A 15,201-nucleotide genomic window follows, 5' to 3' on the forward strand; every position below is an offset into this window, starting at 1 on the left:
GGGTTCCTCCGGCCGGAGGGACCCCCTTTCCGCTGTTCTCAGCCCTTGCTGGGACGGCGCTGCGGCTTCGGCGCGGTCACGCCCTCCGCGAGCCGGCGGGTGGTCAGCAGGAACGCGGTGTGCGCGATCATCCGGTGCTCGGGGCGCACGGCGAGGCCCACGACGTGCCACGGCCGCACGAGCGTCTCCCACGCGTGCGGCTCGGTCCAGCACGTCATCTCGCGCAGCGCCTCGGTGATCACGGACAGCTGCGTCGTCGTCGCCACGTAGACGACCAGGACACCGCCCGGGATGAGGTTCTTCGCGATCGTGGGCAGGACCTCCCACGGCGACAGCATGTCGAGGATGACCCGGTCGACCTCACCCTCGTGGTTCTTCACGTCGTCAACGGTGATCGACCAGTTGCCGGGCCGTTCGCCGAAGAACGTCTCCACGTTGCGGATGGCGTGGACCGCGTGGTCGTCGCGCACCTCGTAGGACTGAACGCTGCCCTTCTCCCCCACCGCGCGCAGCAGCGAGCACGACAGCGCACCGGAACCCGCGCCCGCCTCCAGCACGCGCGCGCCCGGGAAGATGTCGCCGTACATGCAGATCTGCGCGGCGTCCTTCGGGTAGATGACCTGCGCCCCGCGCGGCATCGACAGCACGTAGTCCGGCAGCAGCGGGCGCAGCGCCAGGAAGTTCGTGCCGCCCACGGACTGCACGACCGACCCCTCCGGCTGCCCGATGAGCAGGTCGTGCGGGATGGCGCCGCGGTGGGTGTGGTACTCCTTGCCGGGTTCGAGGACGACCGTGTAGTGCCGCCCCTTGGGGTCGGTCAGCTGAACCCGGTCACCCGGCTGGAACGGTCCACTTGCGCTAATCACCGCGCAATGGTGTCAAACGCCCTTCTCAATGGCCGCACGCAGGTCCTCCCTGCGCAGCACACCGGCCGGACGGCCCTCCAGGTCGACGACGAGGAACTGCCACGCGGCGGTGCCCTGGACGCGTTCCACGATCTCCTCGCCGGGTTCGTCGGCCAGCAGCACCGTCTCCGGCAGGATCGGCTCCGCAGCCTGCTCCGCGGGGGCGAACGGGCTCGCGGCGGCCAGCTTGCGCGCGGCTTCCGCGTCGAGCAGCCCGGCCGCGACGCCGTCGGCCCGCACCAGCACCACGCCCCGTCCTGCGCTGGTGCTCAGCGCGTCCGCCACCGGGCTCTCGGCCGGCAGCTGCAGCACCGGCAGGATCAGGTCGTCGAGGGTGACGCCGGCGGGCCAGGTGCGGCGCCGTTCGCCGGCGAGCTCGCTGCGTGCGCCGGCGACGACGACCCACGCCGTGAGCGCGCACACTCCGAAGCGCAGCCACCGGTCCTCCGCGCCTTCCGCGATGCCGTAGACCGCCCACAGGACGAGCGCGAACGCCACGACGAAACCGCCGACGACGGCGACCCGCGTGCCCGTCGCGCGCTGACCGGTCACGGCCCACACGCCCGCCCGCACGATCCGGCCGCCGTCGAGCGGGAGCCCCGGCAGGAGGTTGAACACGGCCACCGCGACGTTGGCGGCGGCGATCTGGGCCACCAGCAGCCAGATGACGTTGCTGGGCTCCATGACGAACGCGCCGATGCCGAAGAGCACGGCCAGCACGACAGACACGGCCGGGCCCGCCCCCGCGACAATGCCCTCGTGACCGGGTTTGCCGGGGCTGCGCATGATCTCCGACAACCCGCCCAGCAGGTACAGCCGCAGCCTCCTGACGGGCAGGCCCAGTCGCAGTGCCGCGACGCAGTGGCCCAGCTCGTGTGCGAGCACGCTGAGGCCGAGGAAGATCGCGAAGAGCGTGGCGAGCAGCAGCCCGACCGCCGGGGGCGTGCCGGGGGCGAGGTCGTCCACGAGCGGCGCGTAGAACGCCACCACGATCGCCGAGCCGACCCACCACGACGGCGCGAGCAGCACCGGGATGCCCGCCACCCGGAACAGCAGCAGGCCGCCCTCCTTCTCGCTGATCCGCGCGGCCACGGGTGCACTGTAGAGGCAGCGGTGTGATCTCGCGGTGTACCGCGCCGGGGGGCGGCTGACCAGGGGGTGCCCGGAATTGTCAGACCCCTGTCCTAGGGTCAGGACCATGAGCACCACGTTGCGCAGGCCCGCGTTGTCGCCGTCGCGGGCAGGGGACTTCAAGCAGTGCCCGCTGCTCTACCGCTTCCGCGCGGTCGACCGCCTGCCGGAGCGGCCGACCAAGGCGCAGGTGCGCGGCACGGTCGTGCACGCGGTGCTGGAGGACCTGTTCGCACTGCCCGCCGCCGAGCGGGTGCCCGACCGCGCGCGGTCGATGATCGCGCCGGCGTGGGACCGGGTGAAGGCCGAGCGGCCCGAGTTCGCCACGCTCTTCGAGGTCCCCGGTGGTGAGGAGGAGGTGGAGTGGCTGGCGTCGGCCACGAAGCTGCTGGACGGCTACTTCGGCCTGGAGGACCCGCGCCGCCTGGAGCCGGAGTCGCGCGAGCTGCTGGTCGAGTCCGAGCTGCCCTCCGGCGTGCTGCTGCGCGGGTACATCGACCGGGTGGACGTGGCGCCGACGGGCGAGATCCGGGTGGTGGACTACAAGACCGGCGCAGCGCCGCGCGAGATCGGCGAGGCCAAGGCGTTGTTCCAGATGAAGTTCTACGCCCTGGTGCTGTGGCGGCTGCGCGGTGTGGTCCCCCGCCAGCTGCGCCTGATGTACCTCGCCGACCGCCAGGCCCTGGCCTACACGCCGGACGAGTCGGAGCTGGCCCGCTTCGAACGCACGCTGGAAGCCATCTGGCAGGCCATCATGCGCGCCGCGCCGACCGGCGACTTCCGCCCGTCGCCGAGCCGCCTGTGCGACTACTGCGACCACAAGGCCTTCTGCCCCGCGTTCGACGGCACCCCGCCGCCCTACCCCGGCTGGCCGGAGCCCGACGACACCGAACCCCTCCAGGACCGCGACTGATGCCCGCCTTCTACCTCCCGCTGGACGAGCACACCTACCGCTCGACCCCGCACACCGTCGGCCCGTGGGGCCCGGACAGCCAGCACCTCGGCCCGCCCTCCGCACTGCTCGTGCGGTCCCTGTCGGACACCGACCGGCTGCTGGCCCGCGTGACGTTCGAGGTCCTCGGCCCGGTCCCGGTGGCCGACCTCACCGTCACCACGGCGGTCGAGCGGCCCGGCCGCTCCGTGGAGCTGGCCTCCGCCACCCTGTCCCACAACGGCCGCGCGGCCCTCGTCGCCCGCGCCTGGCGCATCTCGACCTCCGACACCACCCCGGTGGCCGGCGGTTCCGGCGTCCCGCTGCCCCCGCCGTCGGCAGCGGTGCCGATGGAGGTCCCCGAGCACTGGGGCGGCGGCTACCTCTCCGCCGTCGAGTGGCTCTCCCTGTCCGGCGGCATCTTCACCCCCGGCGACGCCCTGGTGTGGGCCCGCCCCCTGGTCGACGTGGTCGAGGGCTCCCCCATCACCCCGCTGGAACGGCTGTTCGCCGTCGTCGACTCCTCCAGCGGTGTCTCGTCCCGCGTGGACATCCGCAAGTGGTACGCCATCAACACCGACCTGACCGTGCACCTGCACCGCCGTCCCGTCGGCGAGTGGGTCGGCCTGGACGCGCGCACCACGATCGGGCCGGACGGCGTCGGGGTGGCGACGAGCACCGTGCACGACGTGGAAGGGCCGGTGGGGGCGACGGCGCAGGCCCTGTTCGTGCGCGAACGCTGACTCGGCACGCAGTCTGCTGTGGACATCCCGAGGGCGTTGCTCTCGATACCCAGCGTGCGGATCTGCGTCTCGCTGGTGAGGGCCGGCACGAGCGCGACCAGGACGAGTGCGGCCGCCTTTCCCAGGTGGCGCAGACCAGAAGGCGCTCAGAAGTCGTCCCAACACACCGCGCCGTTGCACCAGGTGAAGTAGCTGCCAGCGGCTTTACGCCGTTCGTGCGTGCCGCGGGAACGGGGACGGGGCGTAGCGTCGGCGGGACTGTGAAGAGGTTCGCGAACCGGCGGGAGGCGGGCCGCGCCCTGGCCGCGCAGCTTGCGGAGCACACCTGGCACGACCCGCTCGTGCTGGGGCTGCCGCGCGGCGGTGTGCCGGTGGCGGCGGAGGTCGCGGACGTCCTCGGGGCCGAGCTGGACGTGGTGGTGGCGCGCAAGATCGGCGCGCCGGGGCACCCCGAGTACGGGGTCGGCGCGGTCGCGGTGGACAGCGCGCCGATCTACGACGCCGCGGTGCTCAGAGCGCTCGGGCTCACCGAGGAGCAGCTGGCCGCGGGCTGCGACCGCGAACGGGCCGAGGCCGCGCGCAGGACCGCGCTGTACCGGCGGGACCGGCCGCCGCTCGTGGTCGAGGGGCGGGACGTGGTCGTGGTCGACGACGGGCTGGCCACCGGTGTCACCGCGCGGGCCGCCCTGCACTGGCTGGAGCGACGAGGGCCGAACCGCCTGGTGCTGGCCGTGCCGGTCGCCGCGAGGCAGTCGGTGCGCACGTTCAGCACGCCCGTGGTGGCGGTGCTCCTGCCGCGGCACCTCGGTGCGGTGAGCCGGTGGTACGACCGCTTCGAGCAGACCTCAGACGCCGAGGTCCTCGAAGTGCTGGACCACCGGGAACGGTGAGTAGAACCGGTGCAGCAGCTCCGACCACCGGGCGTAGGACGGGCCCTGGCGGAACCCGACCGTGTGCGCCTCGACCGACTCCCACTGCACCAGCAGCAGGTACCGGTTCGGGTCCTCCAGGCACCGCGACAGCCGCAGGCCGAGGAAGCCCGGCGAGGCGGAGATCAGCTCCCGCGCCTCGCCGAAGACCTCCTCGAACTCCGCCGCACGTCCGGGCAGGACGTCCAGCACGGCGTGCTCCAGGATCACAGGCGGCAGAACCGGATGTCCGAGGCCAGGATCGCCTTGGCGCCGATCGCGGCCAGCTCGTCCATGACCCGGTTCGCGTCGCGGCGGCGGACCATCGCCCGCACCGCGACCCAGTTCTCGTCGGCCAGCGGCGCGACCGTCGGCGACTCCAGGCCCGGCGTGAGGCTGATCGCCTCGTCCAGCAGCGTGCGCGGGCAGTCGTAGTCCAGCATCAGGTACTGCTGGGCGAACACGACGCCCTGCAGGCGGGCCTGCAGCTGCTTCTTGGCCGGCGAGAGCTCCGAGCCCGCGCGGTGCACGAGGACCGCCTCCGACTCGCAGATCGGCTCGCCGAACGCCACCAGGTCGTGCTGGCGCAGCGTGCGGCCGGAGCCCACGACGTCGGCGATCAGGTCGGCCACGCCGAGCTGGATGGAGATCTCGACCGCGCCGTCGAGGCGGATCACCGTGGCGTTGATGCCGCGGCGCTTGAGGTCGCGGCCGACCAGCTTCGGGTAGGCGGTGGCGAGCCGCTTGCCCTCCAGGTCCTCGACCGTCCAGTCGGTGCCCCGCGGGCCCGCGTAGCGGAAGGTGGACCCGCCGAAGCCCAGTGCCAGCAGCTCCTCGACGGAGGAGCCGTTGTCATCGGCGCCCGAGTCGGCGGCCAGGTCGCGGCCGGTGATGCCCAGGTCGAGGTCACCGGACGCCACGTAGATCGCGATGTCCTTGGGACGCAAGAAGAAGAACTCGACCTCGTTGTTCGGGTCGAGCACGGTCAGGTCGCGCGGCTCGTGCCGCTGCCGGTAACCGGCCTCGGTCAGCATCGCGGAGGCGCGTTCGGCGAGCGCGCCCTTGTTCGGGACTGCTACGCGCAGCATCGGTCAGCTCTCCGTCAGAGGTACTTGTAGACGTCGTCGAGGGTCAGGCCGCGGCCCAGCATGATCACCTGGAGGCGGTACAGCAGCTGCGAGATCTCTTCCGCGAGCTTCTCGTCGGACTCGTACTCGGCGGCGATCCAGACCTCGCCCGCTTCCTCCAGGACCTTCTTGCCCTGCGCATGGACGCCGGCCTCAAGCGCAGCCACGGTGCCGGAACCCTCCGGCTTGGTGCGGGCTCGTTCGGTCAGTTCGGCGAACAGCGAGTCGAAGGTCTTCACGGGGGCACATCCTCCCACCTCCGGACGGGTGGTCCACACCGCGGTCACCTCTGTTCCAGCCCGTGGACGTGATCTGTCCTGCATGGACACCCAGTAGCGTGAATCTGTGTCGGAGTTCGCCGAAGTCCTCGCAGCGCTGCGCCAGGTGCGCGGCATCAACCCGTTCTTCGCGCTGGACGTGGGCCGTCCGGACGACTCGTGGCTGCCGGGGACGGCACTGCTCGAAGGCCCCGCCCTCAGGGAGACCATCGACGCGATCGCGGCCCGCTACAACGCCGCCGAGCCCCGCGTCGCCGCCAGCCTGTTCTTCCTCAGCTACACCGCGCGGCTGCTCAGCCCGCTCACCGCGACGGACCTGCCGATCGACGTGCGCCCGGAGAACCTGTGGTGGCAGCACCACCGCCGCAACGGCCTGAGCGTCCGCATCGACACCCCGCGGCTCGGCCCGCGCCCGGCGGAGGCGCTCGCACCGGTCGTGGAGGCGGTCCACGCGGTCGTGCCCGTGGCACGCGGTCTGCTGTGGGGCAACGCGATGTCGAACATCGCGGGCGCGCTGAAAATGGTGGTGCGAGCGGGTGCGCTGAGTGCGGAGGAAGCGGAGGAACGCGGCAACCGGCTCATGGCAGCGCCACCGTTCGAAGGTGCCGGGGAATTCGTCACCCTGCCCGGCGAGGTCGCGTTCCTGCGCCGGTCGTGCTGCCTTTACTACCGCGTTGCCGCAGGTGGGAAGTGCGGGGACTGCCCTCTTGTGAAGTGATGAAGACGACAACTCTTATGGCCGGTTGTGCGTGAACCGCCGTTCACCTTACGGTGCACGCGCCGCAGTGACGGGAAGCCGGTGGAAATCCGGCGCGGTCCTCGCCACTGTGACCGGGAAGCGATCCCCGCCGAGCACGTCACTGGTCCCGCGAGGGGCTGGGAAGACGCGGGGGCAGCGTTGATCCGGGAGTCAGGAGACCGGCTGCGGCGCCGTAAGGAGTTTCACCTTCCACGAGGTATGGAGGAGCCCGTCATGACGAGCCCCGCAGCAAGCCTGTCCGCCGTCCGCGTGCCCAAGTGGGCCTTCGCCGTCTCACTGCTCGGCCTGATCGTCACCTACCTGGTCCTGCAGGAGAACGGCCTCGCTCTCGGTGCGAGCTCGGAGCTGCTGCACGAGTTCTTCCACGACGGCCGCCACGCCCTCGGCGTTCCCTGCCACTGATCCGCTGATCACGCAGATGACGACCACGTACAGGTCGATCGCACTGCGCGGACTCGCGGCCGGCGCCATCGCCGGTACCGCCTCCGCGCTCGTGCAGCTCCTGGTCACCGAGATCCCCATCCGCGCCGCACTGGCCGTCGAGGAGGCCCGCGCCCCCGCCGGTGACGGCCACTCCCACTCGCACGGCGAGGAGGGGCTGGTCAGCCGCGGCGTCCAGATCGCGGGCGGCATGCTCGGCGTGGTGATCGTCGGCATCGCCGTCGGCCTGGTGTTCGCCACGGCCTACGCGCTGTCGAAGCGCTGGTTCGCCGACCGCACGCCGTTCACCCGCAGCACCGCGTTCGGAGTCGCCGTGTTCGGTGCGGTGGCGCTGCTGCCGTGGCTGAAGTACCCGGCGAACCCGCCCGCGGTGGGCGACCCGGACACGGTGAACTACCGCACCGCGCTGTACCTGGGCGTGGTGGTGGCCGGTCTGGCGATCGTCTGGGGAGCGAGCTGGCTCGCCTCGGCACTGGCCGCGCAGCCGCACCCGGTCCGCGTGACCGCGGTGCTGCTCGCGGTCGTGGCGGCGGTGGCGGTGGTGCTGGTGGCGTTCCCCGCGCCGCCGGACACGATCCCGGCGGACATGCCGGTGGCCGTGCTGTGGCAGTTCCGCCTCAGCTCACTCGCCCAGCTGGCCACGCTCCACGTCGGTCTCGGCGTGGTGTTCGGCCTGCTGGTCGATCCGGCGACACGCCGGGCGAAGGCACCCGTCGCGGTTTCCTGATGGTCCGGGGCGGTCGTCGCGGCGACCGCCCCGGGTCTACAGGGCCTGGTGGTAGCGCAGCTCGTAGCGGTGCGAACTCTTGATCAGCACAGACGCCTCCACCGGGCGATCGTGGTCGCTGTAGACGACCCGCAGCTGCCGGATGACCGGCGTCCCGCCGGGCAGGTCGAGCGCCTCGGCTTCCGCAACGGTCGGTGGGCGCGCTGAGATCCGGTCGACGAACGACCGCTGGACGAAGCCGAGGTCAGCGAGCGCCCGAGGTGCACCGCCGCGGATCTTCGCAGGTCTGGCCAGGGCGGTGTCACCGGCGATGTCCACCGGGTAGTACGACGCTGACAGCTCCACCGGCTGGTCCTGGTGGCTGAGGATCCGGGTGCGGACGACCGCCGGCACTCCGGGGCCGAGGCCCAAGCCCTCGGCCACGTCGGCCGGAGGGACGACCGTGTCGACGGCGAGCAGCTCGTAGCGGAACCGGCCTGCCCCGGGCTCGATGTAGGCAGCGGCGTCGACCACCAGCGGTTCCCGGTCGCGGACGTACACGCCCTTGCCGGCGCGGCTGTCGAGAAGACCCTCGTCCTTCAACGCCTTCAGCGCGTGCTGGATGGTCGCGTTGGCCGCACCGTGCTGTGCGACGAGCTGTGCGGTCGACGGCAGCTGCGCACCCGGCGGCAGCTCTCCGCGCATGATGAGGTCGCGCAGCTCCGCCGCGATCTGCTCGTGCCGGGGCCGGACGTCACGTGCGCGGGGCAATGCCTGCTCCTCGGAACTTCGTCTGGACGGTCATGGCGTCAGCTCATAACGCAGCCGCCGCCCATCGGACACCATCGTCATCACGGTGGCCTCGACGGGCCGATCCTCCTCGGTCAGCAGCGAACGCGCGAGCAGCAGAACGCAAGACGGGCCCTCGAGTCGCAACGCGGTCCGCTCGTCCACTGTGGCCAGACGAGCGCTGACGTCCTCGCGCACCCGCTTCGGGGGATGACCGAGCCCGGCGAGGAAGGCCACCGCGCCACCGGGGATCTTGCGCGGCTCGGCGAGGCGGGTGCCGCGAGCGATGACCACGGGGTAGTGCGAGTCGACGAGTTCGACCGGCTGGCCGTCGAACAACATCAGGCGCCGCCTGACCACCACCGGATCACCTCGTTCCAGGTCGAGCATGGCGGCGACCGCGGCGGTGGCGGGCACTTCCTCGACGCCCAGCAGCTTTTGGGTCCCCTCACCGCCGTGCACCTGCGCCTCGGCAGCCCAAGCGTCACCGGGTTGACCGCTCACGTACGGCATCGAGACGCTCGTCCACGAGCGCACGGTCGTCATCACTCACGCTCCTCGGCTGGGTCCTGCGCGTACCGCTGTCATAGACCCTAGTCATAGGATCAGCTAGGTACATTTCGGATATTGCAGTAAGGTTGCCCGGATGATCAACGCCCCTTACATCACCGCTTGGAGCGCAGAGCAGGATCTGCCCTACGAGTTGGTGGTGCGTCCAGGCCACGGCATCGGCTACGCGGACGAAGTCCTGACTGATCGGGACACCCGCGGTGTGTTGTGGCTCCGCAGCCCGATTCGCCACGAGGTGGGACGCCCTGAGTTCGGCCGGGTGCACCCGCTCAGGCAGCGACGAGCCATGCGGCGGTTGCTGTGCCAGGTCTGCGCGGGACCAGCGGACCGCACGGACGACGGCGTGCTGTGGCTGTTGCGCGACTACCGCAACGACTGGCCGCACTGGCCGGAGGGCATGGGGTGCAACGAGCCGCCCGTGTGCCGATCGTGCGTCACGCTCTCCCTGCGGCTTTGCCCGGCACTGCGACGCGGCGCTGTCGCAGTCCGATCAACCGAGTTCCCCGTCGTCGGGGTGAGAGGTGTGCTGCACCGGCCCGGCGCGCGTGGTCCTGCGGTGGTGCAGGATGCAACTCGGTACTTCGACGACCCGGACATCCCCTGGATGGTGGCCTCCGCCCTGGTGCGTCAGCTCAGCAACTGCGTTCTGGTGCCGTTCGACGATCTTGGCCTGATCACCTGACCTGCAGCGCCTTCAGCACTTCGAGGTCGACGCCGACGAGGGAGTCGCGGAACACCCGCCGCTCCCCCGCCGGCACCTCGACGTCACACGGCACGACCAGCACGGTGCACCCGGCCGCCACCGCAGAGGCGACACCGGTCGGCGAGTCCTCGACCGCCACGCACCCGGCCGCGTCCACGCCGAGCAACCGCGCCGCCTTCAGGTACGGCTCCGGCAGCGGCTTGTTCAGACCGTCCACCTCGTCGCCGCACACCGTCACGTCGAACAGGTCGCGGCCGATGGTGTCGAGCGCGACCTCGGTCAGCGACCGTTCGGTGGAGGTCACCAGCGCCATCGGCACGCCGGACGACCGCACCGCGCGCAGCGCCTCGGCAGCGCCCGGACGCCACGGCAGACCGGTGCGGAAGACCTCCTCGGTGCGGCGGGAGATCCACGCGGCGCCGTCGGCCATGTCGGCGTCGGTCGGTTCGATGCCGACGTCGGCGAACAGCAGGCGCATCGTCGTGGGGACGTTGCTGCCGACCATGCGTTCGCGGGTCTCCACCGACAGGACCCCGCCGAGCTTCTCGGCGTACTCGTAGAGCGGGATGTCCCACAGCTTCTCGGAGTCCAGCAGCGTGCCGTCCATGTCCCACAGGACAGCTTGCGGGTCAGACATTGAAGTACTTCGCCTCCGGGTGGTGCGCCACGAAGGCGTCGGTGGACTGTTCCGGGTGGAGCTGGAGTTCCTCGGACAGCGTGACGCCGATGCGGGCCGGGTCGAGCAGGTCGACGACGCGCCGGCGGTCTTCCATCTCGGGGCAGGCGCCGTAGCCGAACGAGTACCGCGCGCCGCGGTAGCCGAGCTTGAAGTACTCCTCGACGGCGGCGGGGTCTTCCTGGGCCACTGACCCGCCCGCCGGCCACACGAGCTCCTCGCGCACGCGCTTGTGCCAGTACTCGGCCAGCGCTTCGGTGAGCTGGACCCCCAGTCCGTGGACCTCCAGGTACTCACGATACGCGTTCTTGCCGAACAGCTCGTTGGCGTAGTCGGCGATCGGCTGGCCCATCGTCACGAGGTGGAACGCGATGACGTCGACCTCACCCGACGAGCGGGCGCGCCAGAAGTCGGCCAGGCAGAGGCGCCGATCCCTCTTCTGGCGCGGAAAGCGGAACCGGAAGCGCTCCGGCGCGTCCGGGGAGGGCTCGGTCAGGATGACCAGGTCGTTGCCCTCGGACACGCACGGGAAGTAGCCGTAGACGACCGCGGCGTGGGCAAGAACACCTTCTGTCGCAAGGCGTTCCATCCAGTACCGCAGCCGTGGCCTGCCCTCGGTCTCGACGAGCTCCTCGTAGGTCGGGCCGCCGCCGCGCGTGCCCTTGAGGCCCCACTGGCCCATGAACGTCGCGCGCTCGTCCAGCAGCGCGCTGTAGTCCGCGACGGGAATGCCCTTCACCACGCGGCTGCCCCAGAACGGCGGCACCGGCACCGGGTTGTCGGTGGCCACGTCGGAACGACCGGTTCCCGCTTCTTCCTCTCCTGGCGCGGCTTTGCGGGCCGCGGCGATGCGCAGCGCACGTTCGCGGCGGGCCTTGCGCTCGGCGGCCTTCGCCTGGGCCTCCGGGTCGACCAGAGGGGTCTCTCCGCGTTTCGCCGCCATGATCGCGTCCATCAGGCGCAGGCCCTCGAACGCGTCGCGGGCGTAGCGGACGTCGCCCAGGTACATCTCGGTCAGGTCGTTCTCGACGTAGGCCCGGGTCAGGGCGGCGCCGCCGAGCAGCACCGGCCAGCGGGCCGCGACGCCCCTGGAGTTCATCTCCTCCAGGTTCTCCTTCATGACCACGGTCGACTTGACCAGCAGGCCGGACATGCCGATCGCGTCCGCGCGGTGCTGCTGCGCGGCCTCCAGGATGGCGTTGATCGGTTGCTTGATGCCGATGTTCACGACCTCGTAGCCGTTGTTGGACAGGATGATGTCGACGAGGTTCTTGCCGATGTCGTGCACGTCGCCCTTGACCGTGGCGAGCACGATGCGGCCCTTGCCGCCGTCGTCGGACCGTTCCATGTGCGGTTCGAGGTGCGCGACGGCGGTCTTCATGACCTCGGCGGACTGCAGCACGAACGGCAGCTGCATCTGGCCGGAGCCGAACAGCTCGCCGACGGTTTTCATGCCCGCCAGCAGCGTGTCGTTGATGATCTGCAACGCCGGGCGTTCGTCCAGTGCGAGGTCCAGGTCCGCTTCCAGGCCGTTGCGCTCGCCGTCGACGATCCGGCGTTCCAGCCGTTCGAACAACGGCAGCGCGGCCAGCTCCTCGGCGCGCGACGCGGAGTTCGACTTGGTGGTGACGCCCTCGAACAGCTCCATCAGCTTCTGCAGCGGGTCGTAGCCCTCGCGGCGGCGGTCGTGGACCAGGTCCAGCGCCACCGCGCGCTGCTCGTCGGGGATGCGCGCCATCGGCACGATCTTCGACGCGTGCACGATCGCCGTGTCGAGGCCCGCCTGCACGCACTCGTGCAGGAACACCGAGTTCAGCACCTGGCGCGCGGCCGGGTTGAGTCCGAAGGAGACGTTCGACAGGCCCAGCGTCGTCTGCACGTCCGGGTAGCGGCGCTTGAGCTCGCGGATCGCCTCGATCGTCTCGACCGCGTCGCGGCGGACCTCCTCCTGGCCGGTGGAGATCGGGAACGTCAGGCAGTCGACGATGATGTCGGAGCGGCGCAGGCCCCAGTTCGTCGTCAGGTCCTCGATCAACCGGGTGGCGACGCGGACCTTCCAGTCCCTGGTGCGCGCCTGGCCCTCCTCGTCGATGCACAGCGCCACGACCGCGGCACCGTGCTCGGACACCAGCCGCATGATCTTCTGGAACCGCGAGTCGGGCCCGTCGCCGTCCTCGTAGTTCACCGAGTTCACCGCGCACCGGCCGCCCAGGCACTCCAGGCCCGCTCGCAGCACGTCCGGCTCGGTGGAGTCGAGCACGACCGGCAACGTCGACGCGGTGGCCAGGCGGGACGCGAGCGCCCGCATGTCCGCCTCGCCGTCGCGGCCGACGTAGTCGACGCACAGGTCGATGAGGTGCGCGCCCTCGCGGGTCTGGTCCCGCGCGATCTCGATGCAGTCGTCCCACTTCTGGGCGAGCATCGCCTCCCGGAACGCCTTGGAGCCGTTGGCGTTCGTGCGCTCGCCGATCATCAGCACCGAGGCGTCCTGCTTGAACGGGACGGACTGGTACAGGGAGGACACCCCGGGCTCGGGACGCGGCCGGCGCGCGGGCGGGCCGAGGTCACGCACGGCGGCGGCGACCTGGCGCAGGTGCTCCGCGGTCGTGCCGCAGCAGCCGCCCACGAGCCGGGTGCCGAACTCGGTGACGAACCCGGCCAGCGCACGGGCCAGCTCCTCCGGGGAGAGCGGGTAGACGGCGCCGTTCGGGCCGAGCTCGGGCAGGCCGGCGTTCGGCATCACCGACAGCGGGATGCGGGCGTGCTTGGCCAGCGTGCGCAGGTGCTCGCTCATCTCGGCGGGGCCGGTCGCGCAGTTGAGGCCGATCAGGTCGATGCCGAGCGGTTCCAGCGCGGTCAGCGCGGCACCGATCTCCGAGCCCAGCAGCATCGTGCCGGTCGTCTCGACGGTGACCTGGGCGATGATCGGGACCGTGCGGCCCTCCGCGGTCATCGCGCGCTTGGCGCCGACGACCGACGCCTTCGTCTGCAGCAGGTCCTGCGAGGTCTCGACGATGATCGCGTCCACGCCGCCGGCGAGCAGGCCGCGGCACTGCTCCACGTAGGCGTCGCGCAGCGTGGCGTACGGGGCGTGGCCCAGCGTCGGCAGCTTGGTGCCGGGGCCGACCGAGCCGAGCACGAACCGCGGCCGGTCGGGGGTGCTGAACTCGTCGGCCACCTCGCGGGCCAGTGCCGCGCCGCGTTCGGACAGGTGGTGGATCCGGTCGGCGATGTCGTACTCGGCCAGGTTCGCGAGGTTCGCCCCGAACGTGTTGGTCTCGACGGCGTCCACGCCGACCTCGAGATAACCGCGGTGGACGGCCTTCACGACGTCCGGCCGGGTGACGTTCAAGATCTCGTTGCAGCCCTCGAGACCGGCAAAGTCGTCGAGCGAGAGGTCGGCGGCCTGGAGCATCGTGCCCATGGCGCCATCGGCGACCACAACCCGGTTCACCAGCGCTTCGAGGAACGGTGAGGATCCACGATCAGGCATGGGCCAAGCCTACGATGACTTGGCTGGGGGAGGCCGTAGTCTGGCGCCGTGAACGATCCGTCCCAGGACTCCCCGACCCCCGCGAACCCGCGCGAACCGCTCACGAGCCCGATCATGGTCTGCGCTTTCGAGGGGTGGAACGACGCCGGCGATGCCGCGAGCACCGCCGTCGAGCACCTGCAACTCACCTGGGACGCCACCCCGCTCGCCGAGATCGACCCGGACGACTACTACGACTTCCAGGTGACGCGGCCCACGGTCCGCATGGTGGACGGTGTCACCCGAAGGGTCGACTGGCCGACGACGCGGCTCTCGGTGTGCCGGCCGCCCGGCTCCTCCGTCGACGTGGTCCTCGTGCACGGCATCGAGCCGAACATGAGGTGGCGCAAGTTCGCGGACGAGCTCCTCGGCCACATCGAGGTGCTCGGGGTGACGACCGTGGTGACGCTCGGCGCCCTGCTCATGGACACGCCGCACACCCGCCCCGTCCCGGTCACCGGAACCGCCTACGACGCGGACGCCGCCGAGAAGTTCGGCCTGGAGCACTCGAAGTACGAGGGCCCGACCGGCATCGTCGGCGTGTTCCAGGACGCGTGCGTGCGGGCCGGCATCCCGGCCATCTCGTTCTGGGCCGCCGTGCCGCACTACGTGTCGCAGCCGCCCTCCCCCAAGGCCACGCTCGCGCTGCTGCACCGGGTGGAGGAGGTCCTCGACATCGAGGTCCCGCTCGGCGCGCTGCCCGAACAGGCGGAGGAGTGGGAGCGGACCGTCTCCGAGATGGCCGACGAGGACGAGGACGTGCGCAACTACGTGCGTGCGCTGGAGGAGCGCGGCGACGCGGCCATGCAGATCACCGAGGCCTCCGGTGACGACATCGCGGCCGAGTTCGAGCGCTACCTGCGCCGTCGTGGCCGCGGTCCCGGCTGGCCGTCGACCGGTCCGCGCTGACCTTCCGGGCGTCTGCAAGTACCACCAACAGGGTGGTTGGTGGTACTTGCAGACGCCCTCAGCCGGGACGGCGGGGAAAGTTAGCACCCGGC

Annotated in this window: 17 protein-coding genes and 1 riboswitch; of the genes, 8 read left to right on the plus strand and 9 right to left on the minus strand. The window is 71.1% G+C overall.

Annotated features, from left to right (window positions below; genetic code table 11):
* Nucleotides 1–38: 38 nt before the first annotated feature.
* Nucleotides 39–866: a tRNA (adenine-N1)-methyltransferase gene (locus ACZ7CF_RS01730; protein WP_360387292.1), complete on the minus strand. Its 828-nt coding sequence runs from the start codon at nucleotides 864–866 to the stop codon at nucleotides 39–41.
* A gap of 12 nt (nucleotides 867–878) precedes the next feature.
* The gene (locus ACZ7CF_RS01735) at nucleotides 879–1,997 is read right to left on the minus strand and encodes a site-2 protease family protein (protein ID WP_360387289.1); all 1,119 of its coding nucleotides are present in this window, start codon (nucleotides 1,995–1,997) and stop codon (nucleotides 879–881) included.
* A gap of 106 nt (nucleotides 1,998–2,103) precedes the next feature.
* On the opposite strand from ACZ7CF_RS01735, the gene ACZ7CF_RS01740 reads away from it, so the two are divergent.
* From ACZ7CF_RS01740 to ACZ7CF_RS01750, 3 genes are all read left to right on the plus strand, one after another.
* Nucleotides 2,104–2,949, plus strand: a complete 846-nt coding sequence (locus tag ACZ7CF_RS01740; RefSeq protein ID WP_360387286.1) for a RecB family exonuclease — start codon at nucleotides 2,104–2,106, stop codon at nucleotides 2,947–2,949.
* Nucleotides 2,949–3,710 carry a thioesterase family protein gene (locus ACZ7CF_RS01745; protein ID WP_470368561.1) on the plus strand — a complete coding sequence of 254 codons (762 nt, stop codon included), beginning with the start codon at nucleotides 2,949–2,951 and terminating at the stop codon, nucleotides 3,708–3,710. The genes ACZ7CF_RS01740 and ACZ7CF_RS01745 overlap by 1 nt, the downstream gene beginning before the upstream one ends.
* A gap of 260 nt (nucleotides 3,711–3,970) precedes the next feature.
* Nucleotides 3,971–4,600, plus strand: a complete 630-nt coding sequence (locus ACZ7CF_RS01750; RefSeq protein ID WP_470368562.1) for a phosphoribosyltransferase — start codon at nucleotides 3,971–3,973, stop codon at nucleotides 4,598–4,600.
* Here ACZ7CF_RS01750 and ACZ7CF_RS01755 read toward each other — a convergent pair.
* From ACZ7CF_RS01755 to ACZ7CF_RS01765, 3 genes are read right to left on the minus strand one after another with little or no spacing between them, the layout of a single operon-like run.
* The gene (locus tag ACZ7CF_RS01755; RefSeq protein ID WP_360387281.1) at nucleotides 4,556–4,849 is read right to left on the minus strand and encodes an antibiotic biosynthesis monooxygenase family protein; all 294 of its coding nucleotides are present in this window, start codon (nucleotides 4,847–4,849) and stop codon (nucleotides 4,556–4,558) included. The genes ACZ7CF_RS01750 and ACZ7CF_RS01755 overlap by 45 nt on opposite strands.
* On the minus strand, nucleotides 4,846–5,706 hold the full coding sequence (hisG, locus tag ACZ7CF_RS01760; protein WP_360387278.1) for an ATP phosphoribosyltransferase: 861 nt from the start codon (nucleotides 5,704–5,706) through the stop codon (nucleotides 4,846–4,848). Before hisG ends, ACZ7CF_RS01755 begins: the two co-directional genes overlap by 4 nt.
* 14 nt (nucleotides 5,707–5,720) lie before the next feature.
* On the minus strand, nucleotides 5,721–5,984 hold the full coding sequence (locus ACZ7CF_RS01765; protein ID WP_065920430.1) for a phosphoribosyl-ATP diphosphatase: 264 nt from the start codon (nucleotides 5,982–5,984) through the stop codon (nucleotides 5,721–5,723).
* Between the two features lie 106 nt (nucleotides 5,985–6,090).
* Between ACZ7CF_RS01765 and ACZ7CF_RS01770 the strand changes: the two genes are divergently transcribed.
* From ACZ7CF_RS01770 to ACZ7CF_RS01780, 3 genes are all read left to right on the plus strand, one after another.
* Nucleotides 6,091–6,741 carry a (2Fe-2S)-binding protein gene (locus ACZ7CF_RS01770; RefSeq protein ID WP_360387276.1) on the plus strand — a complete coding sequence of 217 codons (651 nt, stop codon included), beginning with the start codon at nucleotides 6,091–6,093 and terminating at the stop codon, nucleotides 6,739–6,741.
* Between the two features lie 48 nt (nucleotides 6,742–6,789).
* Nucleotides 6,790–6,964: riboswitch (cobalamin riboswitch) on the plus strand.
* A gap of 32 nt (nucleotides 6,965–6,996) precedes the next feature.
* Complete coding sequence (locus ACZ7CF_RS01775; RefSeq protein WP_089955709.1) at nucleotides 6,997–7,185, plus strand: CbtB domain-containing protein; 189 nt, start codon at nucleotides 6,997–6,999, stop codon at nucleotides 7,183–7,185.
* Nucleotides 7,186–7,201: 16 nt separating this feature from the next.
* Nucleotides 7,202–7,951: a CbtA family protein gene (locus tag ACZ7CF_RS01780; RefSeq protein ID WP_470368563.1), complete on the plus strand. Its 750-nt coding sequence runs from the start codon at nucleotides 7,202–7,204 to the stop codon at nucleotides 7,949–7,951.
* A 36-nt stretch (nucleotides 7,952–7,987) separates the two neighbouring features.
* On the opposite strand, the gene ACZ7CF_RS01785 is transcribed toward ACZ7CF_RS01780, so the two are convergent.
* Both ACZ7CF_RS01785 and ACZ7CF_RS01790 read right to left on the minus strand, forming a co-directional pair.
* Nucleotides 7,988–8,701, minus strand: a complete 714-nt coding sequence (locus tag ACZ7CF_RS01785) for a GntR family transcriptional regulator (protein ID WP_458433298.1) — start codon at nucleotides 8,699–8,701, stop codon at nucleotides 7,988–7,990.
* Between the two features lie 30 nt (nucleotides 8,702–8,731).
* Nucleotides 8,732–9,265 carry a GntR family transcriptional regulator gene (locus ACZ7CF_RS01790; RefSeq protein ID WP_470368564.1) on the minus strand — a complete coding sequence of 178 codons (534 nt, stop codon included), beginning with the start codon at nucleotides 9,263–9,265 and terminating at the stop codon, nucleotides 8,732–8,734.
* A gap of 100 nt (nucleotides 9,266–9,365) precedes the next feature.
* On the opposite strand from ACZ7CF_RS01790, the gene ACZ7CF_RS01795 reads away from it, so the two are divergent.
* Nucleotides 9,366–9,971, plus strand: coding sequence for a hypothetical protein (locus ACZ7CF_RS01795; protein WP_470368565.1), 606 nt, complete (start codon nucleotides 9,366–9,368; stop codon nucleotides 9,969–9,971).
* Here ACZ7CF_RS01795 and ACZ7CF_RS01800 read toward each other — a convergent pair.
* Together ACZ7CF_RS01800 and metH are read right to left on the minus strand one after the other, a co-directional pair.
* Nucleotides 9,964–10,629: an HAD family hydrolase gene (locus ACZ7CF_RS01800; protein WP_470368566.1), complete on the minus strand. Its 666-nt coding sequence runs from the start codon at nucleotides 10,627–10,629 to the stop codon at nucleotides 9,964–9,966. The genes ACZ7CF_RS01795 and ACZ7CF_RS01800 overlap by 8 nt on opposite strands.
* Nucleotides 10,622–14,161 (minus strand): methionine synthase, encoded by a 3,540-nt coding sequence (metH, locus tag ACZ7CF_RS01805; protein WP_470368567.1) that lies wholly within the window; start codon nucleotides 14,159–14,161, stop codon nucleotides 10,622–10,624. The genes ACZ7CF_RS01800 and metH overlap by 8 nt, the downstream gene beginning before the upstream one ends.
* Nucleotides 14,162–14,275: 114 nt before the next feature.
* On the opposite strand from metH, the gene ACZ7CF_RS01810 reads away from it, so the two are divergent.
* Nucleotides 14,276–15,109, plus strand: a complete 834-nt coding sequence (locus tag ACZ7CF_RS01810) for a PAC2 family protein (RefSeq protein ID WP_458434437.1) — start codon at nucleotides 14,276–14,278, stop codon at nucleotides 15,107–15,109.
* The last annotated feature ends 92 nt before the right edge of the window (nucleotides 15,110–15,201 follow it).

Source organism: Lentzea sp. NPDC036955, from assembly GCF_055608005.1.